This is a genomic window from Falsiroseomonas sp. (assembly GCF_051860665.1).
Taxonomy (GTDB): domain Bacteria; phylum Pseudomonadota; class Alphaproteobacteria; order Acetobacterales; family Acetobacteraceae; genus Falsiroseomonas.
Genome location: NZ_JBHYDM010000004.1, coordinates 301997 through 326702, shown reverse-complemented (window position 1 = coordinate 326702; position 24706 = coordinate 301997). Strand labels below are relative to the sequence as shown.

Genomic DNA, 24706 nt, shown 5'->3' with positions numbered 1-24706 from the left:
TCGGAGGGTGGCGCGGGGTGATTGCAAGGAGGGCTCCGCCCTCCCTGCACCCTCCCGCCAAGGGGCAGTGGCCCCTTGGAACCCTTGAATCATGTGCAGGAAGGGAGAGGGGCCGGAGCGACCGCATGTTCGGCGGTACCTCTGGGCCCCTCTCCCTTCCTGCACAAAGTCCTGTGGTCCAGGAGGCCACTGCCTCCTGGTGGGGAGGGTGCGGGAGGGGCAAAGCCCCTCCTGCGAACCACCCGCGACCACCTCCGAGCCTCCCTACACCTCGCTCGCCTTCTGGACGAAGCGGTCCAGTACGCGTTTCGGGCCGGTGTGGTCGAAGGTGATGTCGAGGCGGTCTTCGTCGATGTCGGTGATCGTGCCGTAGCCGAATTTCTGGTGGAAGACGCGTTCGCCCTTGGTGAGGGAGGATTCGCGCGGGGGACGTTCGCGGGTGTCCCAGGGGTTCACTTCGGTGACGCGGGGGCGGCGGGCGAGGAGGCCGGACTGGCCGAGGAAGACGCTGGGGGTATCCGCCATGCGGTTGGCGCGGATGGTGGACTGGCCTTCGCGGATGATGGCGTCTTCGGGCAGTTCGTCGAGGAAGCGGGACGGCAGGGAGGAGGTCCAGTTGCCGTAGATGCGGCGGTTGGCGGCGTGGCTGATGATGGCGGTGCGGCGGGCGCGGGTGATGCCGACATAGGCGAGGCGGCGTTCCTCCTCGAGCGATTTGTCGCCGCCTTCGTCGAGGGAGCGTTGCGAGGGGAAGAGGCCTTCTTCCCAGCCGGGCAGGAAGACGGTGTCGAATTCCAGGCCCTTGGCGGCGTGCAGCGTCATGAGCTGGACGCGTTCGGCTTCGGCGTTCTCGTCGGTTTCCATCACCAGGGCGACGTGGTCGAGGAAGCCGGCGAGGGTCTGGTAGTCGCCGAGGGCGCGCAGCAGCTCCTTGAGGTTTTCCAGGCGGCCGGGCGCTTCGGGGCTGCGGTCCTGCTTCCACATCTCGGTATAGCCGGATTCGTCGAGCAGGGTCGCGGCGGCGACGACGTGGCCTTCCTTCTCGTTGATGCCGCGCCAGCGGACGAAGCCGCGCATGAGCTCGCGCAGCGCCGTGCGGGGTTTCGGCTTGAGGGTGTCGGTCTCCGCGATGCGTTCGGCGGCGAGGGCGAGCGGGATGTTCTCGGCGCGGGCGGCCTGGTGCAGGGCGCGCATCCCGCTGTCGCCGAGGCCGCGCTTCGGGGTGTTGACGATGCGTTCGAAGGCCAGGTCGTCCGCGGGTTGGTGCAGGATGCGGAGATAGGCCATGGCGTCGCGGATTTCCGCGCGCTCGTAGAACTTCAGCCCGCCGACCACGCGGTAGGGCAGGCCGAGGGTGATGAGGCGTTCCTCGAAGCTGCGGGTCTGGAAGCCGGCGCGGACGAGGATGGCGAATTCGGAGAGGGGGTGGCCCTTGCGTTGCGCCTGCTCGATCCGCTCGCCGACCATGCGGGCCTCTTCCTCGGAGTCCCAGAGCGAGACGACGCGCACCTTGTCGCCTTCCGCGTCCTGGCGGCCGGCGCGCAGCGTCTTGCCGAGCCGGCCGGCGTTGCGGGCGATCAGGCCGGCGGCCGCGGCGAGGATCGGCTTGGTCGATCGATAGTTGGACTCCAGCCGCACGATGCGCGCGCCCGGAAAATCCTTCTCGAACCGCAGAATGTTTTCGATCTCAGCGCCACGCCAGGAATAGATCGACTGGTCGTCGTCGCCGACGCAGCAGATGTTTCTGCGAGTCGGGTCCTCGTTCTGCGCCAGAAGGCGGAGCCAGAGGTACTGGACCAGGTTGGTGTCCTGGTATTCGTCCACCAGGATGTAGCGGAAGGTCCGGTGGTAGTCGGCCAGGATATCGGCGCGGGTGCGCAGGATTTCGGTGACGTGCAGCAGCAGGTCGCCGAAGTCCGCGGCGTTGAGTTCGATCAGCCGGCGCTGATAGGCGTCATACAGCGCGCGGGCGCGGTTGTTCGCGTAGTCGGAATCCTCGGCGGGCGTGATGCGCGCCGGCGTCAGGCCGCGATCCTTCCAGCGCTGGATCACCGCCATCAGCCCCTGGGCCGGCCAGCGCTTGGAGTCGATGCCGCCGGCGGCCTCCATGATCTGCTTCAGCAGCCGCATCTGGTCGTCGGTATCGAGGATGGTGAAGTTGGACTTCAGCCCGACCACCTCGGCGTGGCGCCGCAGCATGCGGGCACAGAGCGCGTGGAAGGTGCCGAGCCAGAGGCCCTCCGCCGGCTGGCCGAGGATGGTGGCGACGCGTTCCCGCATCTCCCGCGCCGCCTTGTTGGTGAAGGTGACGGCCAGCACCTGCCAGGGACGGGCGCGGCCGGTCATCAGCAGATGGGCGAAGCGGGTGGTCAGCACGCTGGTCTTGCCGGTGCCGGCGCCGGCCAGCACCAGCAGCGGGCCGTCCAGCGTTTCCACCGCCAGGCGCTGTTCCGGGTTCAGCCGGGCCAGGTAGTCCGGCTGGGGTGCCGTCACGCTCACTGGCAGGATCCCACGGAGCCGGGGGCGCAGATGCGGGTGCCGTCCGTCCAGATGGCGCCTGCCAGGGTCACGCCGGTGAAATCGGTGCCGCCGAGCATGGCGCCGGTCAGGTCGGCCTCCGTCAGGTCGGCGCGGTACAGCCGGGCGCGGCGCAGATCGGTGCGCGCCAGCTTGGCGCCGCGCAGGGTGGCGCGGGTGAAATCGGCTTCCCGCAGCGTGGCCCCCGTCAGGTCGGCGCCGTTCAGGTTGGAGGAGACGAACCGCACATAGGTGCCTTCCACCCCCACGAGCCGCGCCTGCTCCAGGTTGGTGCGCTGCAGGGAGGCATCGCGCAGCTGCATGCCGGAGAGGTCGGCCCCGGCCAGGTCGCGTCCATCCAGGCTGCAGCGCCGCCAATCCACCCCCGGCCCGGGCGGGTCCGTGCAGGCGGCCAGGGCCGGCGCGGCAAGCGACAGCAGGGCCAGGACCAGCAGACTGGCCAGGAATGACTGGGTGTGATGATGTCCGGGCACGCGGAAGATATAGAACACAGGTCGAACAACGCCAACCTCGCTGCCTTCTTGTCCCTGAGCCACTGGGTTCCCCTTGGTCCGTTTTTTCGAATGGTCGGCCCGCCATGGCGGGGCCCTGCTGGGCTACGGCGTCTTCATCGGCGTGCTGGTGCCACCGCTGGCGGCCGCCACGCGGGATGTGGTGACGCCGGTCGTCGCCTGCCTGATGACATTGGTGTTGCTGCGCGTCGATTTCGGCCAGGTGCTCGGCTACCTGCGCCGGCCGCTGCTGGTGGCGGCCCTGCTGGGCTGGGTGCTGCTGGCCTGCCCGCTGATCGTCTTCGCCCTGGTGCGGGTCCTCGGGCTGGAGGGTCCGCTCGGCGCGGCGGTGGTCATCATGGCCACCGGCTGCGCCGCCACCTCCTCCCCGGCCTTCGCGCGGATGGTGGGGCTGGATGGCGAGATCTCGCTGGTGGTGGCGGTGCTGTCGACGCTGCTGATCCCCTTCACCGCGCCGCCGCTGGCGCTCGGCCTGCTGGGCATCGACCTGGCCATTTCACTGACCGGGCTGATGGGGCGGCTGGCGCTGGTGGTGGGGCTGCCGCTGGTGATTTCCCTGGTGATCCGGCGGGTGGCCGGGCCGCAGCGGCTGGCCACCTATGGACGCAGCGTCGATGGCGCGGTGGTGCTGCTGGTCGTTCTCTACGGCTTCGGCGTGATGGACGGGCTTCAGGCGAAAATCCTGGCGGAGCCGATGTGGGTGCTGGGGGGGGTGGCGCTGGCCTTCCTTGGCAATTTCGGGCTGAACCTGCTGACCGCGCTCGCCTTCCTGAAGGTTGCCGGGGCGCGCGTGGCGCTTTCGGCCGGGCTGCTTTCGGGCAACCGGAACATGGCGCTCTATCTCGCGGTGCTGCCGGCGGCGACCGATCCGCGCATCCTGATGTTCTTCGCGCTGTGCCAGTTCCCGCTGTTCCTGTCCCCGGTGCTGCTGCGCCCGGTCTATGACCGGCTGCGCGGGCTGCTGATCCGCTGAGGCTCTTGCCACGCGTCGATTCGCGCCCTGCTATGGCGGCACGTCCCAAGAAGGATATGGCTGCATGGCCTGGCCCGACCCCGCCCGCCCCGGCGAGCCCGCCGATCCCTCCCGCCCCTGGCACTGGGTGGCCAGGGTGGAGGATCGCGGCCAGGCGCCGCTGCCGATCGGCTGGAACGGCGCGCTGCGGCAATGGATGGTCTGGGACGGCAGCGCCGTGACGGCGGAGGAGGCGGCGCGCCGCTTCACCTATCTCGGCCCCTGCCTGACCCCGGCCGAGACGGCGCAGGCTGTGGCGGCCAGCATGCCGGAGGAACCGCGCGGGCTGGCGGCCCTCGCCGCCTCCGCCACCCCGCCGCCACCGCCCGCCATGGTGTTTCGCCGCGACGCGGTGCGGAACCACCTGCTGATTTTTGCCGGCACGCTGTTCGGCACGCTGTTCCTGGCGGAGTGGATTCTGGGGGCGCGGTAGCGGGGTGGCGCAACATGCGACAGCCCTCTCCGTCATTCCTGCACGCCCCCCTCACCCAACCGTTGGACGCATGCGTCCACCCCCCCGTCGGGGGGAGAGGGCTTTCCGACGCCTGCCAGGAGGCTAACCGGCGTTCTGCGGCTGCACCCCCGCGGCGCGGGCGGCGGCGCCCCATTTCTCCATCTCCGCCTGCACGAAGCTGCGGGTCTCGTCGGGGTTTGAGGTCACGACCTCCGCCCCCAGCGCACGGTGCCGCGCCACCACCTCGGGACGCGTCACCGCCGCGGTGATTTCGCGGTGCAGCCGGTCCAGCACCGCGCCCGGCAGGTTCGCCGGGCCCATCACCATGCCCCAGGTGGAGGCCTCGAACCCCGCCACCGTCTCCCCCAGCGTCGGCACATCCGGCAGTTGCGGCGCGCGGGTGGCGCCGGTGGTGGCCAGCGCCTTCAGCGTGCCGGCCTGGATATGCGGCAGCGCGGCCGGGACGGTGTCGAACATGATGTCGACGCGGCCCGCGATCAGGTCCGGATGCGCCTGGGTGGAGCCGCGATAGGGCACATAGGTCATCTCGATGCCGGTGCGCTGGCCGAAGAGCACCGGCGCCAGCCGCACCACGCCGCCGGTGCCGGCGAAGGTCACCTGCCCGGCCGGGCGGCCCTTGGCATGTGCCACCAGCTCCGCCGGCGTGGAGGGGCCGAAGCCGCGCGCGGCGCAGAGCACCAGCGGCGTCTTCGTGGTCAGGCTGATGAAGGTGAAGTCCCGCATCGTGTCATAGGGCAGCCGGTAGAAGGCGGCGTTCACGGGATGGCCGACCGAGACCAGGGCCAGGGTATGGCCATCGGCGGGGGAGCGCGCCACCACCTCGGTCCCGATCACGCCATCCGCGCCGGCGCGGTTTTCCACCGGCACGGCAACCCCCATGGCGGCGGCCATCGGCTCCGCGATCAGCCGCGCGGTGATGTCGGAGACGCCGCCCGGCGTATAGGGCACCACGATCCGCACGGGGCGGGTGGGCCAGGCCTGGGCGCGCGCCAGGCGGCTGCCGAGCAGAAGGGCGGGCGCGGCCAGCAGGGCCGCGCGGCGGGTGGTCGTCATGGCTGTCCTCCATCCGGTCTGACGCCGGTGCCGGCATGCTGGACCCGGCAAACGTGGAGGGGAAGCTCGTTTCGGCCCCGCGGGGTGGGGTCTCGGCGTCTGATCGGTGTCGGCAACCGGGCCGAAGGCTGTGCGCGGGGGCGCGCTTCCGAACACGCTCGGGGCGTCACGCCCCCCACCCAACCCTCTCCCCCCCCTGCGGGTGGAGAGGGCTTCCACCAGCGGCCTGCTACGCGACCTTCCGCGGCCGCGCGCCCAGCAGATGGGCGATGGCATAGGTCAGGTCAGCGCGGTTCAGCGTGTAGAAGTGGAATTCGTCCACGCCATTGGCCTGCAGCAGGCGCACCTGCTCCGCCGCCACCACGGCGGCGACCATCCGCCGGCTTTCGGCATCCTCCTCCAGCCCCTCGAACAGCTTGCCCATCCAGGCCGGGACGGAGGCGCCGCACATGGCGCTGAACTTCTTCACCTGCGCGAAATTCGACACCGGCAGAATGCCCGGGACGATCGGCACGGTGATGCCGGCGGCCGCGCAGCGATCGATGAAACGGAGATAGACATCGGTGTCGAAGAAATACTGGGTGATCGCCCGGGTCGCGCCCGCATCGATCTTGCGCTTGAGGAAATCGAGGTCGGCGGCGGCGGAGGCGGCGGCCGGATGAGTCTCCGGATAGGCGCCCACCGAGATGTCGAAATCGCCGATCCGGCGCAGCCCGCGCACCAGGTCCTCCGCCTGGGCATAGCCGCCCGGATGAGGGGTGTATTCGCTCGCGCCCGCCGGCGGGTCGCCGCGCAGCGCCACGATATGGCGGACGCCGGCGGCCATGTAGTCCCGCGCCACCTCGTCCACCTCCTCCCGCGTCGCGCCGACGCAGGTCAGGTGCGCGGCCGGGGTCAGGGAGGTTTCCTTGGCCAGCCGCGCCACCGTCTCATGCGTCCGGCTGCGGGTGGTGCCGCCTGCGCCATAGGTGACGGAGACGAAGCGCGGCCCCAGCGGCTCCAGCCGCCGGATCGCGGTCCAGAGTGCGGCCTCCAGCGCATCGTTCTTCGGCGGGAAGAATTCGAAGGACAGTTTCGGCGGCGGCATTTCGGTCGGCACGGGCAGGCTCGCCACGCGCGGTCCGGTCAACCAGCGCTGCAGGGTACCGGGAAGGGCCATGTCCATCGGGCGGGTTCTCTTGCGGAAGGGCAGGACGAGGAGCGGCGACGGAAGACCGCCATGCCATGGTGGGATGTCTCGGAGCGTAACTTCACCGGCACCGCCGTTTCGCTGGCGCCTCGGCATGCATATAAGGGTGACAACGCGGCCCAGGAAGTCCTGGGTGGCGATGGCCGGCCCATGGCCGGTTGCCTGCTTCCGGAGGTCACCCGTTGATCCGCACCCGCCTCGCCATCGCTCCGGGCACCCTTCGGGGCCGCGACCGGACCCACCGCGTCCTTCCCTTCCTGGCCCTGGCGCTCGCCCTCGGCCTCGGCGCCTGCGCCACCCGGCCGGATCCCACGGATGCCGAGGCCGTGGCCGAATTCCGCGCCACCAACGACCCGCTGGAGCCGCTGAACCGCGGCGCCTATTTCGTGCATGACGGCATCGACACGCTGGTGCTGCGCCCGGCGGCGGAGATGTACCGCATCTTCCTGCCGCCCGAGGTGCGCACCGCCATCCGCAACGTCCTCGCCAATCTCCGCACCCCGGTGATCCTGGCCAACGACCTGCTGCAGGGCGAAACCCAGCGCGCCGCCACCACCACGGGCCGCTTCCTGGTGAATACCACCGTGGGCATCGGCGGCATCTTCGACCGCGCCACGGGCTTCGGCCTGATCGGCCATACCGAGGATTTCGGCCAGACGCTGGCCGTCTGGGGCGCGCCGGAAGGCCCCTACCTGTTCATCCCGGTCCTCGGCCCCTCCAGCCCGCGCGACGTGGTGGGCTTCGCCGGCGACGTGGCGATGAACCCGCTGACCTATACCGGCAGCGGCGAGACCTGGGAGGCGATCAATATCACCCGCACCGCCACCACCGCGCTCGATACGCGGGAAGGCCTGATTGAACCGATCGACCAGGTGCGCGCTACCTCCCTCGACCCCTATGCCACCATCCGCAGTGCCTATCGGCAGCGCCGGGTGGTGGAGATCCGCAATGCACCGACCGGGGCCGCGGCGACCTCCGATTCCGGCCTCGGCTCCGGCATCCAGGGCCTGCGGCGCTGAGCGCGGCCCGAGAAGGACACCACCACCCATGACAGCCATCGCCCATTCCCTGTCGCGCCGCCCGCTCCTCCTCGGCGCGATCGGCCTGCTCGGACTGACGCGCGCCGCCGGCGCGCAGCAGATGGACATCGGCCGCGCCTCCGCCTTCATCCAGTCCACCGGCCAGGAACTGGTCGCCGCCATCAATATGGCAGGCCCGGTGCCGGCGCGGCGTGACCGCGTCGGCGCCATCCTGCGCCGCGCCGTGGATGTGGAAGGCGTCGGCCGCTTCATCCTCGGCCGCTGGTGGCGCACCGCCAATGCGCAGCAGCAGCAGGAATACCTGCGCCTGTTCGAGGAGGTGCTGATCCGCAACCTCTCCTCCCGCTTCGGCGAATACCAGGGCCTGACCTTCTCCCTCGGCCGCAGCCAGGCCCGGACGGAGGAGGATGTGCTCGTCTCCACCATCGTCGAGCGCGCCGGAACCCCGGCCTTCGGCCTGGACTGGCGGGTGGCCGAGATCGACGGCCAGCCGAAGATCGTCGACGTGATCGCCGAAGGCACCAGCCTGCGCCTGACCACGCGCAGCGAATACAGCAGCGTCATCACGCGCAACGGCAACAACGTGCAGGCCCTGCTCGGCGCCATGCGCCAGCAGATCGGCCAGCTCGCGGCCCGCGAAGGGGCCTGACGCTTTCCATGGGTGACGCAGTGGAACCGACCGTGCTCCTCCGGCAGGAGGGCGCGGCCGGCACCCTGCTGCTGAACCGCCCCCGCGCGCTGAACGCGCTGGACGGCGACATGATCGCCCGGCTGGACGCCGCGATCGCCCAGCTGCGGGACGACCCCGCCGTGCGGCTGGTCATCCTGGAAGGCGCCGGCGGCCGCGCCTTCTGCGCCGGCGGCGACGTCCGCCGCATCCGCGAACTGGCCCTGGCCGGCGACGCCGCCGGCATCCACGCCTTCTTCGCCGGCGAATACGCCGTGAACGCCGCCATCGCCGCCTTTCCGAAACCGTGGATCAGCCTGATCGACGGGGTCTGCATGGGCGGCGGCATCGGCGTTTCAGTCCATGGCAGCCACCGCATCGTCACCGAACACGCGCTGCTGGCCATGCCGGAGACCGCCATCGCGCTGTTCCCCGACGTCGGCACCTCCTTCACCCTGCCGCGCCTGCCCTCCGCAACCCCAGGTGCCATGGGCCGCTTCCTGGCCCTGACCGGCGCCCGGCTGCGCGGCGCCGAAGCCGTGGAAGCCGGCCTCGCCACCCACTTCGTCCCCCGCGAGCGACTGCCCGCCCTGCGCAGCGCCCTGCTTGCCGGCGACCCCAGCGTGGTGGAAGACTTCGCCGAGCCCGCCCCGCCCGGCCCCCTCGCCGCCCAGCGCCCCGCCATAGACCGCTGCTTCGGCGCCACCACCCTGCCCGCCATCCAGGCGGCGCTGGCCGCCGAGAACACCGACTGGGCCCGCAACCAGGCCGCCATACTCGCCAAGATGTCGCCCACCAGCCTGGCCGTGACCCTGGAACTCCTCCACCGCGGCAGCACCCAGGACCTGGCCACCTGCCTCGCCACCGAACTCGCCCTGACCGGCCCCGTCACCCAACACCCCGACTTCGCCGAAGGCGTCCGCGCCGTCCTGGTCGACAAGGACAACAGCCCCAACTGGGCACCGGCCCCGGCGCAGATCGACGGATTCTCCGTGGGCTGAGGGAGTGCTGGGCGATTTGCAGGGAGGGCTTTGCCCTCCCCGCACCCCACCCACCAAGGGGCAGTGGCCCCTTGGAACCCTTTGAATCATGAGCAGAAATGGAGACGGGGCCAGCGGTACCGCAGATCATGCGGTAGCCCCGGCCCCCTCTCCATTTCTGCTCAAAGGTCCTGAGGTCCAGGAGGCCACTGCCTCCTGGTGGGGGGTGCCGGGGGGCAAAGCCCCCTGGCAATCACCAGCGCGCCCCTCAGCCTACCGAAGTTTCACGTCGATCCGCACGGTGTCGCCCCGGTAGAGGCCGTTGGCCACGAGGAGGAGGGTGCCGCGGGGGTCGAGGGCGACGCGGTGGACGTGGGCGATGGGGGCGTTGAGGGGCAGGTGGAGGGCGCTGGCGGTTTCCACGTCGGCGCTGCCGATGGTCAGGGTTTGGCGGGCGTTGGCGATGCGGATGCCGGGGATGCCGGCGACCAGGCGCAGGGCCGTTTTGGTGACCAGGTCTTCCGGTGTGACTTTGCTGGAGAGGCTTTCGTCCAGCCAGACGTCGGCGAGCAGGAAGGGTTGGTTGTCGCGCCAGTGGCGGCGGCGGAGGTGGCGGTAGAGGGGGGCGGCGTGGCCGATGGCGGGAGGCAGGGCGCTGCCGTCCTGGCCGGGGGTATCGGAGAGGATTTCGATGCGGGCGCCTTCGCGGGAGCGGAGCAGGCCGGTCCAGTCGGTTTCCACGTCGCACCACAGGCGTTGCGGTGGGGTGGTGCTGACGAAGGTGCCTTTGGCGCGGAAGCGCTCGATCAGGCCTTCCTCGGCGAGTTGGTCGAGGGCCTGGCGGATGGTCGCGCGCGCCACGCCGCATTCGGCGGCGAGGTCGTCCACGGTGGGGATTTGGGTGCCGGGCAGCCAGACGCCCTGTTCGACGCGGTGGCGGAACAGGGTGGCGAGTTGCAGGTAGCGGGCGACGGCGCTGCGGTTGAGGTCCGGCGCCGGCCCTGCGGGCTTGCGGGGCTGCGGGCCAGGGGATGGACCAGGCGGCGTGGTCAGGGTTTCGCCGGCCGGGCTGCGGCTATGGGTCATGCGGTTTCCGGTGGGGTGGACCCGGTTGGGTTCACCGCCGGAAGCTACAGGAGGATGCGGGGCGATGGAATTGTCCGATCCGTGTGGCCGGATCAGGCCCCGGCGCGCATGACCTTCGGGATTTCCTCGCGGAAGCGGAAGCGAAGGGCGGACCAGGTATCGTCGAGGGCCACCTGTGTCACCGGCAGCAGGCCTTCGGTGGTCAGCGGGTCCCAGCCGTGGTCGCGGTCGAGGTCGGAGCGGACGGGGCCGGTCTTCTTCGGATAGGCGAACCAGAGGCGGGCGCCGATGCCGTAGAGGTTCAGCGCGCGCGGCGCGATGGCGCGGAGCGCCACCTTGTCCGCGGCGAAGGCGAGGATCAGGTCGGCCGCCGCGGTAGCCCCGTTCGGCAGGCCGAAGGTCATCCCCGGGGGGTTGCCCAGAACAGCGCAGGCCATGCCCGGGCGATAGCCCAGCTTGCGCGCTACCTCCCCGATTACGACACCCATTCGAATAGTTTCCGTCATGGAGTTGCCACCATTCAGTGGGTCTAGCGCATAAGCCGCCCCTGCGCAGCCATTCAATCGGCAGGGCCGCCCTGCGTTTTTTGGACGGCAGAACTTGCCGAAAGGTATACTAGTTGCGGCGGAATGGGCTTTTCGGTCAGTTCTGAACCTGCCACCGGCCTGACAGGTGAAGGATTGCTCAAGACCTGGGCCGCAGCACCGCCACAGCCTCCACCGTCGCGCGCACCACCGCATCCTCCGCAACCGCCACCGGCGCGGCGGAGGAGACGGAGGATCGGGCGGCCATGGCCATGGGCCGAGGGCTGCGTTCCGGCGCGTCGATCCGCACCTCCCGCAGCCCTGCCAGTTGCAGGCCGAGTTGCTCGGCGACGGCGGTGGCGCGGCGCTGCAGGGAGTCCAGGGCCAGGCGGGCGGCTTCCTCCCGCGCCGCGCGCTCCGTCTCCCGCCGCAGGGTCCAGTCGAGCGATTGCAGGGCCAGGCCCTGGCCCTGCAGCGTGCCGGCGAGTTCCAGCAGGGCGGGGCCATCGCCGCTGCGGAGCGTCACGGCCTGGCTGGCCTGCCAGTTTCGCTGTTCCTCCACCCGCCCGGTCCAGTAGCCGCTGGTCGAGACCTGGATGCCGGGGGTGGCCTGGGCGCGGGCGACGGCGGCGGCGATGCTGCGGTTCACCGCCTGCTGCGCCGCGGCGGCGGTGCCGGCGCGGGATTCAGCGCGGAGGCTGGCCACCACCTCATCCGGCGCGCGGGTGACCTCCGCCGTCTCGCCGAGATGGAGCAGCGTCTCGGTCAGGCCCGCGGGCTGCGCCAAAGCGGGGGGCGTGAGCAGCAGGGTGGAGATTGCGAGGGCGCGGATCGGATGCAGCATACGGATTCTTCCCCAGTCTGGTGGCGGCGCGGCAGATTCCTGTGCCGGAAGGGCTGCAGGCGTTCGGAAGGCGATTGACGGCTTCGCCATGCGGACAGACCCTGGCGGTATCCCAGCCGGAGATCCCGCCATGCGCCTTGCCCTCGCCACCCTGCTCGCAGGCGCCTTCGCCATGACAACGCCGCTGGCCGCGAAAAATTTCACCTGGGCCTATAATGCGGATGTGCTGACGCTGGATCCGCACTCCTCCAACAACACCTTCACCAATACCTTCATGGGCAATGTCTATGAGGCGCTGGTGCGGCACAATGACCGCATCGAGATCGAGCCCGCCTTGGCCGAGAGCTGGGAACGCACCAGCCCGACGGTGTGGCGCTTCAACCTCCGTCGCAACGTGGTCTTCCACAATGGCGAGAGTTTTGATGCGGATGATGTGGTCTTCACCTGGGCGCGGGTGAACGGGCCGGGGTCGCTGGCGCGCGGGCTGCTGGGTGCGATCAAGGACGTCCGCAAGATCGACAGCCACACGATCGAGATCGAGACGCACCGCCCCTTCCCCATCCTGCTCGCCTCCATCACGCAGTTCTTCATGATGGATGAGGGCTGGTCGCGCGCGAACAATGCGGCGCAGGCGGCCAATCTCTCGGCCCAGACCGAATCGGGCGCGACGCGCGTGGCCAACGGCACCGGCCCCTTCCGCATCGTCGAGCGCCGGCCGGATGAGCGCACGGTGCTCGAGCCCCATGCCGGCTGGTGGGACACGCCCGTGCACAACCTGACTCGCGTAAACTTCCAGCCGATCCGCAGCGCGGCGACGCGCACGGCGAGCCTGCTCTCCGGCGCGATCGACGCGAATGTGGAGGTGCCGCTGCAGGACATTCCGCGCCTGCTGCAGGATTCCCGCGTTCAGATGGTCGAGGGGCCGGAGCTGCGCACCATCTATCTCGGCTTCGACTATGAGCGGGACGAGCTGCTGTACTCCGACGTGCGCGGCCAGAACCCCTTCCGCGATCGCCGGGTGCGGGAGGCGATCTACCGCGCCATCGACGTGAATGCGCTGCGGCGGACGGTGATGCGGGAGAAGGCCTGGATCGCGGGCATGATGGTGAGCCCCTTCCTGACTGGCGCGCCCGCCGACCTGAACGACCGCCTGCCCTATGACCCGGAGGCGTCCAGGCGCCTGCTGGCCGAGGCCGGTTTTCCGAACGGCTTCTCGGTGGGCATCGTCTGCCCGAACGACCGCTATGTGAATGACGAGCGCACCTGCCAGGCGGTGGCGGCGATGCTGTCCCGCGTCGGCATCCGGCTGCAGCTGCAGAGCGAGCCCACCAATATCTGGTCCCGCCGCACCGCGACGCGCGACTTCTCCATGTACATGCTGGGCCATGCGGGGCTGCCGCTGGCGGATGCCTATTCCACGCTGAACGAGGTGCTCCGCACCAACAGCCCGACCACGGGCGGGCTGAACTACGGCCGCTGGTCGAATGCGGAATTCGATGCGCTGGTCTCCCGCGCCGCGGAAGCCCCCGACGAGACCAGCCGCCGCGCGCTGATCCGCGAGGCGCTGCAGATCGAGCGCCGCGAGATCGCGCATATCCCGCTGTTCCAGCAGCCCATCGCCTGGGCGTCCCGGCGGGGGATCGACCTGCGCCAGGCGCCGGACAACCGGCTGCGGCTGTGGCTGGTGAAGGTGGATTGAGACAGACCGCCTGCGTTCTGCCGATCCGCGCTGCCCCCTTTTCCAACGGGGCAGCGCTGACTTTTCTTGACCTCATCGAGGACTAGCATGACCGATCTTCTCATCCGCGGCGGCGTCGTCATCACCATGGACGCGGAGCGCCGCGTGCTGCCGGATGGCGCCGTGGCCATCAAGGATGGCCGCATTCTCGCCGTCGGCCCGACCGATGAGGTGGAGGCCGCGCACGGCCAGGCGAAGCAGGTGATCGAGGCGCGCGGCCGCGCCATCCTGCCCGGCCTCATCGACGGCCACGCCCATGCCGGCCATGGGCTGGTGAAGACCATGGGCAACAATGACAGCGCCGGCTGGATGGAAGCCTGCCGCGTCATCTACACCCTCGCCTCGCCGCCCAGCTTCTGGCGCGCGGAGGCGAAGCTCGCGGCCTATGAGCGGCTGCGCTTCGGCGTCACCACCGGCGTCTCGCTGCTCGGCGGCGGCGACAGCATCGGGCGCGTGGACGACACGGCCTTCACCGATGCGCATGCCGAGGCGACGGAGGAGGTCGGCATCCGCAGCCTGCTGGTGCTCGGCCCGACCCGCCCGCCCTTCCCGCGACCCTATGTCGGCGTGGACGGCGTGGAACGGCCGGTGAGCTTCGAGCAGCAGCTCGATGTCATCACCGCCGGCGTCGAGAAGTGGCACAACAAGGGCCGCGTGAAGGTGGCGACGCTGATGCCGGTGTATCGTGAAGCCAAGCACGACGCCGCAAAAGTGAAGGAGATCGAGCGCCAGGGGCATCTGGTGCGCGAAGCCGGCCGTTCCCGTGGCGCGCCCTTCCACCAGGACGGCCACCGGCAGGGCAGCATCGAGCTGGCGGACCGCATGTTCGGCCTGCTCGGCCCCGATGCCTGGCTCAGCCACTGCACCGAGCTGACGGATGCGGATATCGACACGCTGGTGCGGACGGGCACGAGCGTGGTGCACAACCCCTCCGCCATCGCGGCCGTGCGCGGCTATTGCCCGGCGCCGAAGATGATCGAGGCGGGCGTGACCGTGATGATCGGGTCCGACGCCACCGCACCGGACCGTTCGGGCGACATGTTCCGCCACATGTTCCAGTGCATCCGCTACCACCAGCGCCATTTCCGCGACGAGACGATGATGCCGCCCGGCAAGGCGCTGGAGATGGTGACGATCGACGCCGCGCATGGCCTCGGCATGGGGCATGAGATCGGCAGCCTGGAGGTCGGCAAGAAGGCGGATGTCATCACCGTCGATCTTTCGGCGCCGCATATGGTGCCGGCCAATATGCCGGTGGCGCGCGTGGTCTATTTCGCCAATGGGCAGGACGTGCTGGATGTGGTGGTGGATGGCCAGGTGCTGATGCGCGATCGCCTCTGCCCGCATCTGGATGCGACCGAGATCGCGACGGCGGCGTGGCGGGAGACGGATGCGATGCTGGACCGCGCGAAGCTGCGCCACATGGTGGTGGAGAATCCGGGCTGGGGGACGGTGCGGCGCTGAAGGGGGGCGGGCAAGACCCCCACCCCGACCCTCCCCCGTGAACGGGGGAGGGATATAACCTGCTCCCTCCCCCGCACTTGCGGGGGAGGGTCGGGGTGGGGGCAAAGCTCCCCAAAGGCTGGCCCCGCCCCTCCCCCCGCGCCATGATGCCCTCCGGAGAAACGTCCCGGAGCACGGCCCAAGATGCCGCAACGTCGCACCCTGCTGGCCACGGCCCTCGCGGGCCTCGCCGCACCCCGCCTCGCCCGCGCGCAATCCTGGCCGAGCCGGCCCGTCCGCATCGTGGAACCCGGCGCGCCGGGCGGCGGCAACGACACCACCATCCGCCTCTTTGCCCCGCATCTGGAACGCGCGCTCGGCCAGTCCTTCGTGGTGGACAACCGCCCGGGCGCCGGCGGGCGCCTCGGCGTCGAGAACGTGTTCCGCGCGGCCCCGGACGGCACCACGCTGCTGATGGGCAATGCCGGGTCCAACGGCATCAATGCGGCGATCTACCCCGACCTGCCCTATGACCTCGCCCGCGACTTCACGCCGATCTCGCTGCTGGTCACCGGGCCCAATGCGCTGGTGGTCAATCCGCGCGTCTTCCCGGTGGCGGACGTCGCCGGGCTGATCGCGGCGATCAAGGCGAAGCCGGGAAACCACTACAACTACGGCAGCGGCGGCGTCGGCTCCTCCGCCCATCTCTCGGCCGAGCTCTTCTGCATGATGGCCGGCGTGCGGATGGAACACATCCCCTATCGCGGCGCGCCGCAGATGGGCCAGGCGGTGATCACCGGCGACGCGCCCTTCCTGATCGCGAACCTCGTGAACATCATGCCCTTCGTCGGCCGCGGCGAGGTGAAGCTGCTGGCGGTGACCAGCCTGGAACGCTGGCCGGACCTGCCGGAGGTGCCGACGCTGCATGAATCAGGCCTCGCCGGCTTCGAGACCATCGCCTGGAACGCGCTCTTCGGCCCGCCCGGCCTGCCGCAGATGGTGGTCGACCGCCTGGTGCCCGAATTGCAGCGCATCGGCCGCCTGCCGGAGGTGATGGAGCGGGTGAAGCTGATCGGCGGCCAGGTGGTGGCGAGCACACCGGATGTGCTGATGGCCCGCGTCGCCAGCGACATCGCCAAGTGGAAGGACCTGGCCACCCGCGCGAATATCAGCATCACATGAAGATCACCGGCATCGCCTTCCGCGGCTTCAACGTCACGCCCAAGACCAATTGGAGTTTTCTGGAGGTCACCACCGAGGATGGCCGCACGGGCCTCGGCGAATGCACGCTGGCGAATCACGAGCCGCTGATGGCGGCCGAGGTTTCCCGGATTGCGGCGAACCTGCAGGGCGAGGATGCGCGCGACCGCAACCGCATCGCCCGCTACCTGCCGCATGCGCCGGGCGGGCTGGTGACGGCCACCGCGATCTCGGCGCTGGACCAGGCGCTGTGCGACCTGGCGGCGCAGCGGAACGGGGAGCCGCTGCACCGCCTGCTCGGCGGCGCCTTTTCGGACAGCGTGCGGCTCTATGCGAATATCAACCGCGGCGCCAATCCGCGCACGCCGGAAGGATTCGCGGCGGCCGCGACGCGCGCCGTGGCGGAAGGCTTCGCGGGTGTGAAACTGGCACCCTTCGAGCCGATGGTCTGGGAGGATGGCCGCACCGCCGCCAATCGCGCCGCCTATGCCGAAGGCCTTTCCCGCATCGCCGCCGTACGCGCGGCGATCGGGCCGGATGTGGACCTGATGGTGGACGCGCATTGGCGCTTCTCCCCCGGCGGCGCCGCGCAGCTCATCCGCGATCTCTCCGCCGACAATCTGTTCTGGCTGGAATGTCCGGTGGCGGAGGCGAACCACGCCGAGATCGTCCGGCTGCGCGGCCTGGCGAATGCGCGCGGCATGCGGCTGGCCGGCGCCGAGAGCCTCTCCGGCCTCGCCGCCTATCGCCCGCTGGTGGAGGCCGGCTGCTACGACGTGCTGATGCCCGATGCGAAGCATGCCGGCGGGCTCGGCGAGATCCAGCGCATCGCCGCCCTGGCGCAGACCGCGGGGGTGGAGATCGCGCCGCACAACCCCACCGGCCCGGTCTGCCACGCCCATTCCGTGCATCTCTGCGCCACCATCCCCAACTTCCTGGTGCTGGAAGTGCAGTACGGCGAGACGGAGGCCTTCTTCGACATCGTGCAGGGCGAGAGCCTGCGCTTCGTCGACGGTGCCGCGCTGCTGCCAAAGGCACCCGGCCTCGGCATCACGCTGAACCCCGGCGCATTTCCCGCATGGAAACGCATGGACCGGCCTTGGCTGGACCCGCGGCTGGGCTGATAACCACCGGATGATATCCGGATGGATCGGCTTCACCCTCTCCGCCGCGCTGTTCCAGTGCTGGCGGACCGCCATGCAGCAGCGGCTGCGCGGGCAGCTTTCGGTGAATGCCGCGGGGGTGGTGCGCTACCTCTATGGCGTGCCCGTGGGGCTCGCGATCTTCGGCCTCTATGCCGCCGTCTTCGGCGGCACGCTGCCGGCGCTGTCCCTCACCGTGCTGGCGCTCTGTGCCGCCGGCGGCTTCGGGCAGATTTTGGGTACCAACCTGCTCATCATGGCCTTCGGCCATCGCAACTTCGCCGTCGGCACCGCCTATGCGAAGACCGAGGCGATGCAGGCGGCCTTCGTCGCCACGCTGCTGCTGGGCGAGCATCTGTCGCTGCTCTCCTGGCTCGGCATCGCCATCGGCGTCGGCGGCGTGCTCTATCTCTCGCTCGCCGGGCGTGGCACCAGCCCGGGCGAGCTGCTGCGCGGGCTGATGCAGCCGGCGGCGCTCTGCGGCATCGGCGCGGGTTTCTGCTTCGGCCTCACCGGCGTGCTGATCAAGGCGGCGAACCAGGCCATGCCGGGCAGCGACGTGGTGTTCAAGGCGCTGCTGCTGCTGGTCATCATCAATACCATGCAGACGCTGATGCAGGGCGCCTATCTCGCGGTGAAGGAGCCTTCCCAGTTCCGCGCGGTCTTCGCCACCTGGCGGGATAGCGGCCAGGTGGGCGCGCTGTCGGCGCTCGGCTCGGCCTGCTGGTTCTCCGCCTTCGCGCTCGCCCCGGTCGCGCTGGTGCGCGCGCTGGGCCAGGTGGAGATTCTCTTCACCCTCGCCTTCAGCCGCTTCTACCTGCGGGAGAAGGCGACGCGCGCGGATGTGGTGGGATCGCTGGTGGTGGTGGCGGGGGTTGTGCTGGTGCTTTGGGGAAGCCGTTGATGTCCGATCGTCTCGACCGCGTCCTGCGCGACCTGCCGCGCCGCTACCCCGGCCCGGGCGGCGCCATCGCCGTGCTGCGGCAGGGTCAGGTCCTGGCCCGCCATGCCTGGGGTTTCGCGAATGCGGAGCGCCGCATTCCCTTCACGCCGCGCACGCTGTTCCGCATGTGCTCCATCACCAAGCAATTCACCTGCGGCACCATGCTCGCCGCGCTGGGCCAGCCGGAGGCGCTGGATGCCGCGATACGCGCGCGCCTGCCGCGGCTGGGCGAGGCCGCACCGCCCGCGCGGTTGATGGCGCATAACCAGTCCGGCCTGCGCGACTACTGGGCCGTCGCCATGCTGCACGGTGCGCCGGCCGAATCCGCCTTCGGCGATGTGGAGGCCGCGCAGGTCATCGCCGGCACCACCAGCCTGCATTTCGCGCCCGGCACCCGCTATTCCTATGTGAACCAGAATTTCCGGCTGATCTCCGACGCCTTGCAGGACGTCACCGGCCGCAGCTTTGCCGAGCTTCTGCGCCGCCACATCTTCGGGCCCGTCGGCATGGACAGCGCCATCCTGGCCGCCGAGACCCGCGCCATGCCGGACGGCACCGAAGGCTATGAGGGCAGCCAGGCCGGTGGTTTCCGACCCGCGGTGAACAAGGTGATCTGGACCGGCGATGCCGGCCTGGGCGCCAGCCTGGACGACATGATCGCCTGGGAACGCCACATCGACGCGACGCGCGAGGATGCGGACAGCCTGCATGCCCGCCTCGCCGCGCCCGTTCCCTTCGCCGATGGCAGCCCGGCGCCCTATGGCTTCGGCCTCGGCCGCGCCGAGGTTTGGGGCACGCCCATCCTGGGCCATGGCGGCGCGCTGCGCGGCTGGCGCAGCCATCGGCTCTATGCGCCGGCGCATCGCGTCTCAGTCGTGGTGATGTTCAACCACCTCTCGGACGCCAATGCCGCGGCGCTGGAGGCGCTGGCCGCGGTGCTGGGGGCGGAGGCGCCGCAGCCCGATGCCAGCCTGCCGCCGCCGGACTGGCTGGGCGCCTATCTGGAGCCGGAGACGGGACTTTCCGTGCGGCTGGACAGCGCGGCGCCTGGCGTGGTGCGGCTGCGCTTCGGCCATGGGGCGGAACGTCTGGAACTCTGCCCCGATGGCAGCGCCGGCACGGGCCGCACCCGGCTGCGCCCGACGCCGGAAGGGCTGTGGATGGACCGGCCGCAGGAGGGGCAATCCAGCCTGCTGATCCCCTGCAAAGGCGAAGCGGCCCCGGGCCTCGCCGGCCGCTATCGCTGCGCGGAGCTGGATGCGGAGCTCTGGGTGACGGAGGCAGGCGGCGTCGCCTATGGCGGCTTTTCCGGCTTCCTCGGCCAGGGGCGGATGGAGCTGCTGGAGCCGATCGGGCCAAACCTCTGGGCCCTGCCCTGCTGGCGCGCGCTGGACCATACGCCGCCGGGGGATTGGACGCTGGCCTTCCGGCGCGGGGCGGATGGCCGCGTTGCCGGGGTGACGGTGGGGTGTTGGCTGGCGCGGGGGCTTTGGTACGAGCGGGTGGGGTAGCGCCTGGCCCCCCACCCCGACCCTCCCCCTGAGAAGGGGGGAGGGAGCGTGCTATCCTCCGAAGGGGTCCACGGGGCTGGCGGGGACGCCCGCCGCCTCGATCACCTCGGCGGCGGCGAGCAACAGGTCCTCGCGGTAGCGGCCGGCCAGCAACTGCGCGCCCACCGGCACGCGGCCGACCAGGCCGGTGGTGACCACCAGGCCGGGCAGGCCCATCAGCGGCAGGCCGACCTGGGTGAGCTGGGCCTCCATCACGGAGCGGAACCGCTCCGGGCTGGAGACATCGTCCTGGTCCGGGAAGGGCAGCTCGGCGGAAACGGGGGTAATGGCCAGCGGATAGCGCTCGAAGAAGGTCATCCAGGCGCGCACGAAGCCGGCGCGCTTCTGCTGGCCGTCCATGAAGGCATTCAGGTCCGGCTCCGGGCACAGCGCCTCCATCTGCGCGAAGACGAAGCTGGCGTCGGGGTCGGCCTCGTCCCGCAGCGCCGCATTCAGGCCGCGGCGGCTTTCGGCCAGCCAGAGCATGGCCTGGATCGCGGCGGGCTCGCGCAGCGGCGGGCAGTCCACCTCCTCCACCACCCAGCCATCGGCTTCCAGCCGCCGGGCGGCGTCGCGCAGCGCCGCCTCCACCTCCGGCACCGTGGCCATGCCCTCGGGGCGGATGCAGAGCGCGGCGCGCTTTTCGACGGGCGGGCCGGCATGGGCGGCGTCCACCCACCAGGGGTCGCGCACGTCCCGCTGGCTCATCGCGGCGAAGGCCAGGCGCAGGTCGGCGATGGTGCGGGCGATGGGGCCGGAGACGGCCATCAACTGCCCGCCGATATGCCGCTCCGCCCCCGAGGCGTTCCAGGCGGGAATCCGGCCGAGCGTCGGCCGCAGCCCATGCACGCCGCAGGCATAGGCGGGGTAGCGGATGGAGCCGCCGATATCCGTGCCATGCCCCACCGCGCCGATGCCCGCCGCGACGCCCGCCGCCGCGCCACCGGAGGACCCGCCCGGCGTGATGCCCGGATCGCGCGGGTTCCTGGTATGCCCATGCAGGCTGTTGCGGCAGAACCAGCGCAGCGAGAAGGCGGGCGTATTGGTGCGCCCGAGCAGCACCGCGCCCGCGCGGCGAAAGTTCGCCACCACCGGATTGTCCTGCGTCGCCACCAGGTCCTTCTGGAGGCGCAGGCCGTTCGTCGTGGCATAGCCGGTCTGGTCGACATTGACCTTGATCGTCACGGGCACGCCCACCATCGGGCCGGGATCCTCGCCGCGCGAAAGCGCCGCATCGATCACCGCGGCCTGGCCCAGCACATCCTCCGGCCGATGATCCACCACGGCGTTGATCGCGGGGTTCGCGGCCTCGAGGCGGGCCAGCGCATCCCGCGCCACCTCCGTCGCACTCACCTGGCGTGAGCGCACCAGCGCCGCGATTTCGGTGGCCGGCAGGCGCCAGTATTCGGTCATCGCGAAGCATCCCCTTGCGTCGCCATCAGGCTGCGTCGCGAGGGGAGGTTGGTCAACCGCCGCCGAAGACCGGCTCGCGCTTGCCCATGAAGGCGTCGCGGCCTTCCGCGTGATCGGCCGAGAGGAAGCACATGGTCTGCCAGTCGCGCTCCCGCTCCAGCGCCGCATCCAGCCCCTCGGCCAGCATGCGTTTTGTCAGCGCGATCGGCAGGGCGGCCTGGGCCGCGAGGCCCGCGGCGATGCGCTGCGCCTCGCCCAGCGCCGTGCCCTTCGGCACCACGCGATCCACCAGCCCGATGCGCTCCGCCGCCGCCGCGTCCATCGGCTCCGCGTAGAACAGCACCTGGCGCGCGCGCGCCACGCCGATGCGCGCCGGCAGGGTGAAGGGCAGGCCGAGATCGGCCATCAGCCCCACCTTGTTGAAGCCCGCCATGAAGCGCGCCTCGGCCGAGGCCACGATCGTGTCGCTCGCACAGGCCACCGACAGCCCGGCGCCGACGCACCAGCCCTCGACCGCCGCGACGATCGGCAGCCGCCCGCCGACCATCAGCCGGATGATGCGATGCGTGCGCCGCATCCTCTCCCGCCCCTGCTCGGCATCCCGCACATCCATGCCCGAGATGTCGCCGCCCGAGCAGAAGGTGCCGCCCGACCCCGTGACCACCACCGCGCGCACCGCCACATCGCCCTGCGCCGCCTCCAGCGCCTCGAACAGCTGCTCCCGCAGCGGCACGGACAAGGCATTGCGCCGCGCCGGATTGTCGAGCGTCAGCGTCAGCACGCCACCCTCGCGCGCCTGCACCACGCGCATCACCGGAGGCTCGCTCATGCGTCGGTATGCAGCACGGCGCCCGTCTGCGCCTGCAACTCCGCCAAGGACATGCCCTCCGCCAGAATCTCCCGCAGCACGAAGCCGCGCCCCTGCACCACATCCACCACGGCCAGGTTGGTATAGACCCGCTGCACCGCCCCCGGCGCCGTCAGCGGATAGCCACAGCTTTCCACCAGCTTCGGCCGCCCGTCCTTCGTCGTGTGGTCCATCACCACCCAAAGCCGCTTGGCCCCCGCGGCGAGATCCATCGCGCCACCCACCGCCGGCGCCGAGTCATTCTCGCTCGTCGCCCAATTCGCGATGTCGCCATTCGACGCGACCTCAAACGCCCCCAGCACGCACAAATCAATGTGCCCGCCGCGAATCATCCCAAAGCTGTCCGCGTGATGGAAAAAGCTCCCGCCGGGTCGCAGCGTCACCTGCTGCTTGCCGGCATTCACCAGCCAGGCATTGCCCTTGCCGGCTTCGGGTGCCGGACCCATCCCCAGAATGCCATTCTCGGAATGCAGGATCACCTCCCGCTCCACCGGCACATGATCCGCCACCATCGTCGGAATCCCGATCCCGAGATTCACAAACCACCCCTCCGGAATGTCCCGCGCCACCCGCGCCGCCATCCCCTGCCGCGTCACACCCGCCATCAGCTCGCCTCCATCGGATCGTCCCGAGGACACGCGGGTGCCCTTGGGTTGCGCTGCGTGGTTCGCAGGGGGACGCTGTCCCCCTGCACCCCCTGCCAAGGGGCAGTGGCCCCTTGGAACCCTTCGATTCATGAGGGGAGATGGAGAGGGGCCAGCGGGGCCGCTGGATCGGCGGGCGCTCCGGCCCCTCTCCATCTCCCCTCAAGGTCCCGTGGTCCAGGAGGCCACTGCCTCCTGGCGGGGAGGGTGCGGGAGGGGCAGAGCCCCTCCTGCGAACCACCCAACCGCTACACCCAAGGCGCCCCGCGTTCCACCTGGACGACCCGTTGGACGAAGATGCCGGGGGTGTGGACGTTGTCGGGGGGGATCTCGCCGAGGTCCAGGATGTGGTGGGTTTGGGCCACCGTCAGGGTGGCGGCCATGGCCATGACCGGGTTGAAGTTCCGGCCGGATTCTCGGTAGGTCAGGTTGCCCCAGCGGTCGGCTTGCCAGGCTTCGATCAGGGCGACGTCGCCGGGCAGGGCGGTTTCGAGGATGTGTTCGCGGCCGTTGAAGACGCGGCTTTCCTTGCCTTGGGCGAGTTTGGTGCCGGCCCCGGTGGGGGTGAAGAAGGCGGGGATGCCGGCGCCGGCGGCGCGCATACGTTCGGCGAGCGTGCCTTGCGGGACGATTTCCAGCTCCAGCTTGCCGGCGCGATAGAGTTCCTCGAAGACCGTGGAGCCGGCGGAGCGGGGGAAGGAGCAGATGATCTTTCGGACGCGGCCTTCCATCATCAGCCGCGCCAGGCCCACCTTCCCGGCGCCGGCGTTGTTGGCGACCACGGTCAGGTCGCGCGCGCCCTGTTCCAGCAGGCCTTCGATGAGTTCGTCGGGCTGGCCGACGGCGCCGAAGCCGCCCATCAGGATGGTGGCGCCGTCCTTCACGCCTTCCAGCGAGTCGGCGATCGACTGGACGATCTTGTTGATCATATCCGCCCTCAATTTGCGCGGTTTTGGTAGCCCCTTGGGGGTGGGGCGTCCAGATTCAGCGGGTGCGGAAAGCGCCGTGGCTGATGACGGTGATCTCGCGCTCCACGACCTTGGCGCGGAAGGCGGCGCCGGTCGGGGTGCGCCAGATTTCGGTGCGGATGGTCTCGCCGGGGAAGACGGGGGCGGAGAAGCGGCATTCCATGCGGCCGAAGCGGTCCGGGTTGTTCTCGCAGATGGTGGCGAGCAGCGCGCGGCCGACCACGCCGAAGGTGCCGAGGCCGTGCAGGATCGGGCGCGGGAAGCCGGCCTTGGCCGCCAGGGCCGGGTCGCTGTGCAGCGGGTTGTGGTCGCCGTTCAGGCGGTAGAGCAGCGCCATTTCGGGCCGCGTCGGCAGGTCCAGCGTGATCTCGGGCGCGGTATCGGGCTCGGCCGCCAGGCGCTTCACGGGGCCATCGGGACCGCCGAAGCCGCCATCGCCGCGCAGGAAGGTGGTGTTCTCCACCGTGGCCAGCCTGGCGCCCGTGGACCCGTCGATGATGTCGCGCGCGGTGTAGAGCAGCGCGCCCTTGCCGGCACCGCGGTCCACAAGGCCGGTGACGCGGGACTTGCCCACCACCGTGCCGCTGGTCGGCAGGGGCGCGAAGAGCTCCACGGCCTGTTCGCCGGCCACCAGCTTCACGGCATCCACGCCGGTCGCCGGATCCGCCAGCCAGAAGCCGGGATAGCCCAGCACCACCGCCATGGTCGGCAGGGCGCGCATGGCGGGCCCCTCGGTGACATAGCGCAGCGCCGCCTCGTCCATCGGATCCTGGCCGAGGCCGAGCGACAGGGCATAGAGCGACGAATCCTGCCAGCGAAGGTTTTGGCGGATTTCCGGGATCGGGAAGTTGAGCAGCGTCTGGTAGTCGATCGGCAT

At 70.4% G+C, this 24706-nt stretch carries 23 protein-coding genes; 11 read left to right on the top strand and 12 right to left on the bottom strand.

Annotated features, from left to right (window positions below):
* Positions 1 to 264: 264 nt before the first annotated feature.
* Together ACTIF1_RS06640 and ACTIF1_RS06635 are read right to left on the bottom strand one after the other, a co-directional pair.
* Positions 265 to 2499, bottom strand: coding sequence for an ATP-dependent helicase (locus ACTIF1_RS06640; RefSeq protein ID WP_439595597.1), 2235 nt, complete (start codon positions 2497 to 2499; stop codon positions 265 to 267).
* Positions 2496 to 3011 (bottom strand): pentapeptide repeat-containing protein, encoded by a 516-nt coding sequence (locus tag ACTIF1_RS06635; RefSeq protein ID WP_439595596.1) that lies wholly within the window; start codon positions 3009 to 3011, stop codon positions 2496 to 2498. Before ACTIF1_RS06635 ends, ACTIF1_RS06640 begins: the two co-directional genes overlap by 4 nt.
* A 73-nt stretch (positions 3012 to 3084) precedes the next feature.
* On the opposite strand from ACTIF1_RS06635, the gene ACTIF1_RS06630 reads away from it, so the two are divergent.
* Entirely contained in the window at positions 3085 to 4023 is a 939-nt protein-coding gene (locus ACTIF1_RS06630) for a hypothetical protein (RefSeq protein ID WP_439595595.1), read from the top strand.
* A 64-nt stretch (positions 4024 to 4087) separates the two neighbouring features.
* On the top strand, positions 4088 to 4495 hold the full coding sequence (locus tag ACTIF1_RS06625) for a hypothetical protein (protein ID WP_439595594.1): 408 nt from the start codon (positions 4088 to 4090) through the stop codon (positions 4493 to 4495).
* 123 nt (positions 4496 to 4618) lie between these two features.
* On the opposite strand, the gene ACTIF1_RS06620 is transcribed toward ACTIF1_RS06625, so the two are convergent.
* Together ACTIF1_RS06620 and metF are read right to left on the bottom strand one after the other, a co-directional pair.
* Complete coding sequence (locus ACTIF1_RS06620) at positions 4619 to 5590, bottom strand: tripartite tricarboxylate transporter substrate-binding protein (protein ID WP_439595593.1); 972 nt, start codon at positions 5588 to 5590, stop codon at positions 4619 to 4621.
* Between the two features lie 229 nt (positions 5591 to 5819).
* Positions 5820 to 6755: a methylenetetrahydrofolate reductase [NAD(P)H] gene (gene metF / locus ACTIF1_RS06615; RefSeq protein ID WP_439595592.1), complete on the bottom strand. Its 936-nt coding sequence runs from the start codon at positions 6753 to 6755 to the stop codon at positions 5820 to 5822.
* Positions 6756 to 6961: 206 nt separating this feature from the next.
* Here metF and ACTIF1_RS06610 point away from each other — a divergent pair, with 206 nt between their 5' ends.
* From ACTIF1_RS06610 to ACTIF1_RS06600, 3 genes are read left to right on the top strand one after another with little or no spacing between them, the layout of a single operon-like run.
* Positions 6962 to 7798 carry an MlaA family lipoprotein gene (locus ACTIF1_RS06610; RefSeq protein WP_439595591.1) on the top strand — a complete coding sequence of 279 codons (837 nt, stop codon included), beginning with the start codon at positions 6962 to 6964 and terminating at the stop codon, positions 7796 to 7798.
* A 28-nt stretch (positions 7799 to 7826) separates the two neighbouring features.
* The gene (locus ACTIF1_RS06605; RefSeq protein WP_439595590.1) at positions 7827 to 8468 is read left to right on the top strand and encodes an MlaC/ttg2D family ABC transporter substrate-binding protein; all 642 of its coding nucleotides are present in this window, start codon (positions 7827 to 7829) and stop codon (positions 8466 to 8468) included.
* 32 nt (positions 8469 to 8500) lie between these two features.
* Positions 8501 to 9487 carry an enoyl-CoA hydratase/isomerase family protein gene (locus ACTIF1_RS06600; protein WP_439595589.1) on the top strand — a complete coding sequence of 329 codons (987 nt, stop codon included), beginning with the start codon at positions 8501 to 8503 and terminating at the stop codon, positions 9485 to 9487.
* Positions 9488 to 9739: 252 nt separating this feature from the next.
* On the opposite strand, the gene ACTIF1_RS06595 is transcribed toward ACTIF1_RS06600, so the two are convergent.
* The 3 genes from ACTIF1_RS06595 to ACTIF1_RS06585 all read right to left on the bottom strand — a co-directional run bounded on the left by ACTIF1_RS06595 (position 9740) and on the right by ACTIF1_RS06585 (position 11920).
* Positions 9740 to 10552, bottom strand: coding sequence for a GntR family transcriptional regulator (locus ACTIF1_RS06595; protein WP_439595588.1), 813 nt, complete (start codon positions 10550 to 10552; stop codon positions 9740 to 9742).
* Positions 10553 to 10644: 92 nt separating this feature from the next.
* The gene (locus ACTIF1_RS06590) at positions 10645 to 11040 is read right to left on the bottom strand and encodes a hypothetical protein (RefSeq protein ID WP_216833876.1); all 396 of its coding nucleotides are present in this window, start codon (positions 11038 to 11040) and stop codon (positions 10645 to 10647) included.
* Positions 11041 to 11236: 196 nt separating this feature from the next.
* Positions 11237 to 11920, bottom strand: coding sequence for an SIMPL domain-containing protein (locus tag ACTIF1_RS06585; protein ID WP_439595587.1), 684 nt, complete (start codon positions 11918 to 11920; stop codon positions 11237 to 11239).
* A 130-nt stretch (positions 11921 to 12050) separates the two neighbouring features.
* Between ACTIF1_RS06585 and ACTIF1_RS06580 the strand changes: the two genes are divergently transcribed.
* The 6 genes from ACTIF1_RS06580 (at position 12051) to ACTIF1_RS06555 (ending at position 19897) form a co-directional block, all read left to right on the top strand.
* Entirely contained in the window at positions 12051 to 13619 is a 1569-nt protein-coding gene (locus ACTIF1_RS06580) for an ABC transporter substrate-binding protein (protein ID WP_439595586.1), read from the top strand.
* An 87-nt stretch (positions 13620 to 13706) separates the two neighbouring features.
* Positions 13707 to 15122 carry an amidohydrolase family protein gene (locus ACTIF1_RS06575; RefSeq protein ID WP_439595585.1) on the top strand — a complete coding sequence of 472 codons (1416 nt, stop codon included), beginning with the start codon at positions 13707 to 13709 and terminating at the stop codon, positions 15120 to 15122.
* 183 nt (positions 15123 to 15305) lie between these two features.
* On the top strand, positions 15306 to 16283 hold the full coding sequence (locus tag ACTIF1_RS06570) for a Bug family tripartite tricarboxylate transporter substrate binding protein (protein ID WP_439595584.1): 978 nt from the start codon (positions 15306 to 15308) through the stop codon (positions 16281 to 16283).
* Positions 16280 to 17425, top strand: a complete 1146-nt coding sequence (locus tag ACTIF1_RS06565) for a mandelate racemase/muconate lactonizing enzyme family protein (RefSeq protein WP_439595583.1) — start codon at positions 16280 to 16282, stop codon at positions 17423 to 17425. Before ACTIF1_RS06570 ends, ACTIF1_RS06565 begins: the two co-directional genes overlap by 4 nt.
* A gap of 10 nt (positions 17426 to 17435) precedes the next feature.
* The gene (locus tag ACTIF1_RS06560; RefSeq protein ID WP_439595582.1) at positions 17436 to 18347 is read left to right on the top strand and encodes an EamA family transporter; all 912 of its coding nucleotides are present in this window, start codon (positions 17436 to 17438) and stop codon (positions 18345 to 18347) included.
* Positions 18347 to 19897, top strand: coding sequence for a D-aminopeptidase (locus ACTIF1_RS06555; RefSeq protein ID WP_439595581.1), 1551 nt, complete (start codon positions 18347 to 18349; stop codon positions 19895 to 19897). Before ACTIF1_RS06560 ends, ACTIF1_RS06555 begins: the two co-directional genes overlap by 1 nt.
* Before the next feature lie 51 nt (positions 19898 to 19948).
* Here ACTIF1_RS06555 and ACTIF1_RS06550 read toward each other — a convergent pair whose 3' ends face one another.
* The 5 genes from ACTIF1_RS06550 to ACTIF1_RS06530 form a co-directional block, all read right to left on the bottom strand.
* Positions 19949 to 21349: an amidase family protein gene (locus ACTIF1_RS06550; protein WP_439595580.1), complete on the bottom strand. Its 1401-nt coding sequence runs from the start codon at positions 21347 to 21349 to the stop codon at positions 19949 to 19951.
* Positions 21350 to 21401: 52 nt separating this feature from the next.
* The gene (locus ACTIF1_RS06545; RefSeq protein ID WP_439595579.1) at positions 21402 to 22178 is read right to left on the bottom strand and encodes an enoyl-CoA hydratase/isomerase family protein; all 777 of its coding nucleotides are present in this window, start codon (positions 22176 to 22178) and stop codon (positions 21402 to 21404) included.
* A complete protein-coding gene (locus tag ACTIF1_RS06540; RefSeq protein WP_439595578.1) occupies positions 22175 to 22822 on the bottom strand; it encodes a 3-oxoacid CoA-transferase subunit B in 648 nt (215 codons plus the stop codon). Before ACTIF1_RS06540 ends, ACTIF1_RS06545 begins: the two co-directional genes overlap by 4 nt.
* A gap of 287 nt (positions 22823 to 23109) precedes the next feature.
* The gene (locus ACTIF1_RS06535; RefSeq protein WP_439595577.1) at positions 23110 to 23790 is read right to left on the bottom strand and encodes a 3-oxoacid CoA-transferase subunit A; all 681 of its coding nucleotides are present in this window, start codon (positions 23788 to 23790) and stop codon (positions 23110 to 23112) included.
* 55 nt (positions 23791 to 23845) lie between these two features.
* Positions 23846 to 24706: a MaoC/PaaZ C-terminal domain-containing protein gene (locus tag ACTIF1_RS06530; protein WP_439595576.1), complete on the bottom strand. Its 861-nt coding sequence runs from the start codon at positions 24704 to 24706 to the stop codon at positions 23846 to 23848.

Coding starts and splice junctions, on each gene's coding strand:
- ACTIF1_RS06625 (WP_439595594.1), top strand. CDS start 4,088: ATGGCCTGGCCCGACCCCGCCCGCCCCGGCGAGCCCGCCGATCCCTCC.
- ACTIF1_RS06620 (WP_439595593.1), bottom strand. CDS start 5,590: ATGACGACCACCCGCCGCGCGGCCCTGCTGGCCGCGCCCGCCCTTCTG.
- metF (WP_439595592.1), bottom strand. CDS start 6,755: ATGGACATGGCCCTTCCCGGTACCCTGCAGCGCTGGTTGACCGGACCG.
- ACTIF1_RS06605 (WP_439595590.1), top strand. CDS start 7,827: ATGACAGCCATCGCCCATTCCCTGTCGCGCCGCCCGCTCCTCCTCGGC.
- ACTIF1_RS06595 (WP_439595588.1), bottom strand. CDS start 10,552: ATGACCCATAGCCGCAGCCCGGCCGGCGAAACCCTGACCACGCCGCCT.
- ACTIF1_RS06590 (WP_216833876.1), bottom strand. CDS start 11,040: ATGGGTGTCGTAATCGGGGAGGTAGCGCGCAAGCTGGGCTATCGCCCG.
- ACTIF1_RS06585 (WP_439595587.1), bottom strand. CDS start 11,920: ATGCTGCATCCGATCCGCGCCCTCGCAATCTCCACCCTGCTGCTCACG.
- ACTIF1_RS06580 (WP_439595586.1), top strand. CDS start 12,051: ATGCGCCTTGCCCTCGCCACCCTGCTCGCAGGCGCCTTCGCCATGACA.
- ACTIF1_RS06575 (WP_439595585.1), top strand. CDS start 13,707: ATGACCGATCTTCTCATCCGCGGCGGCGTCGTCATCACCATGGACGCG.
- ACTIF1_RS06570 (WP_439595584.1), top strand. CDS start 15,306: ATGCCGCAACGTCGCACCCTGCTGGCCACGGCCCTCGCGGGCCTCGCC.
- ACTIF1_RS06565 (WP_439595583.1), top strand. CDS start 16,280: ATGAAGATCACCGGCATCGCCTTCCGCGGCTTCAACGTCACGCCCAAG.
- ACTIF1_RS06560 (WP_439595582.1), top strand. CDS start 17,436: ATGATATCCGGATGGATCGGCTTCACCCTCTCCGCCGCGCTGTTCCAG.
- ACTIF1_RS06555 (WP_439595581.1), top strand. CDS start 18,347: ATGTCCGATCGTCTCGACCGCGTCCTGCGCGACCTGCCGCGCCGCTAC.
- ACTIF1_RS06550 (WP_439595580.1), bottom strand. CDS start 21,349: ATGACCGAATACTGGCGCCTGCCGGCCACCGAAATCGCGGCGCTGGTG.
- ACTIF1_RS06545 (WP_439595579.1), bottom strand. CDS start 22,178: ATGAGCGAGCCTCCGGTGATGCGCGTGGTGCAGGCGCGCGAGGGTGGC.
- ACTIF1_RS06540 (WP_439595578.1), bottom strand. CDS start 22,822: ATGGCGGGTGTGACGCGGCAGGGGATGGCGGCGCGGGTGGCGCGGGAC.
- ACTIF1_RS06535 (WP_439595577.1), bottom strand. CDS start 23,790: ATGATCAACAAGATCGTCCAGTCGATCGCCGACTCGCTGGAAGGCGTG.
- ACTIF1_RS06530 (WP_439595576.1), bottom strand. CDS start 24,706: ATGCCGATCGACTACCAGACGCTGCTCAACTTCCCGATCCCGGAAATC.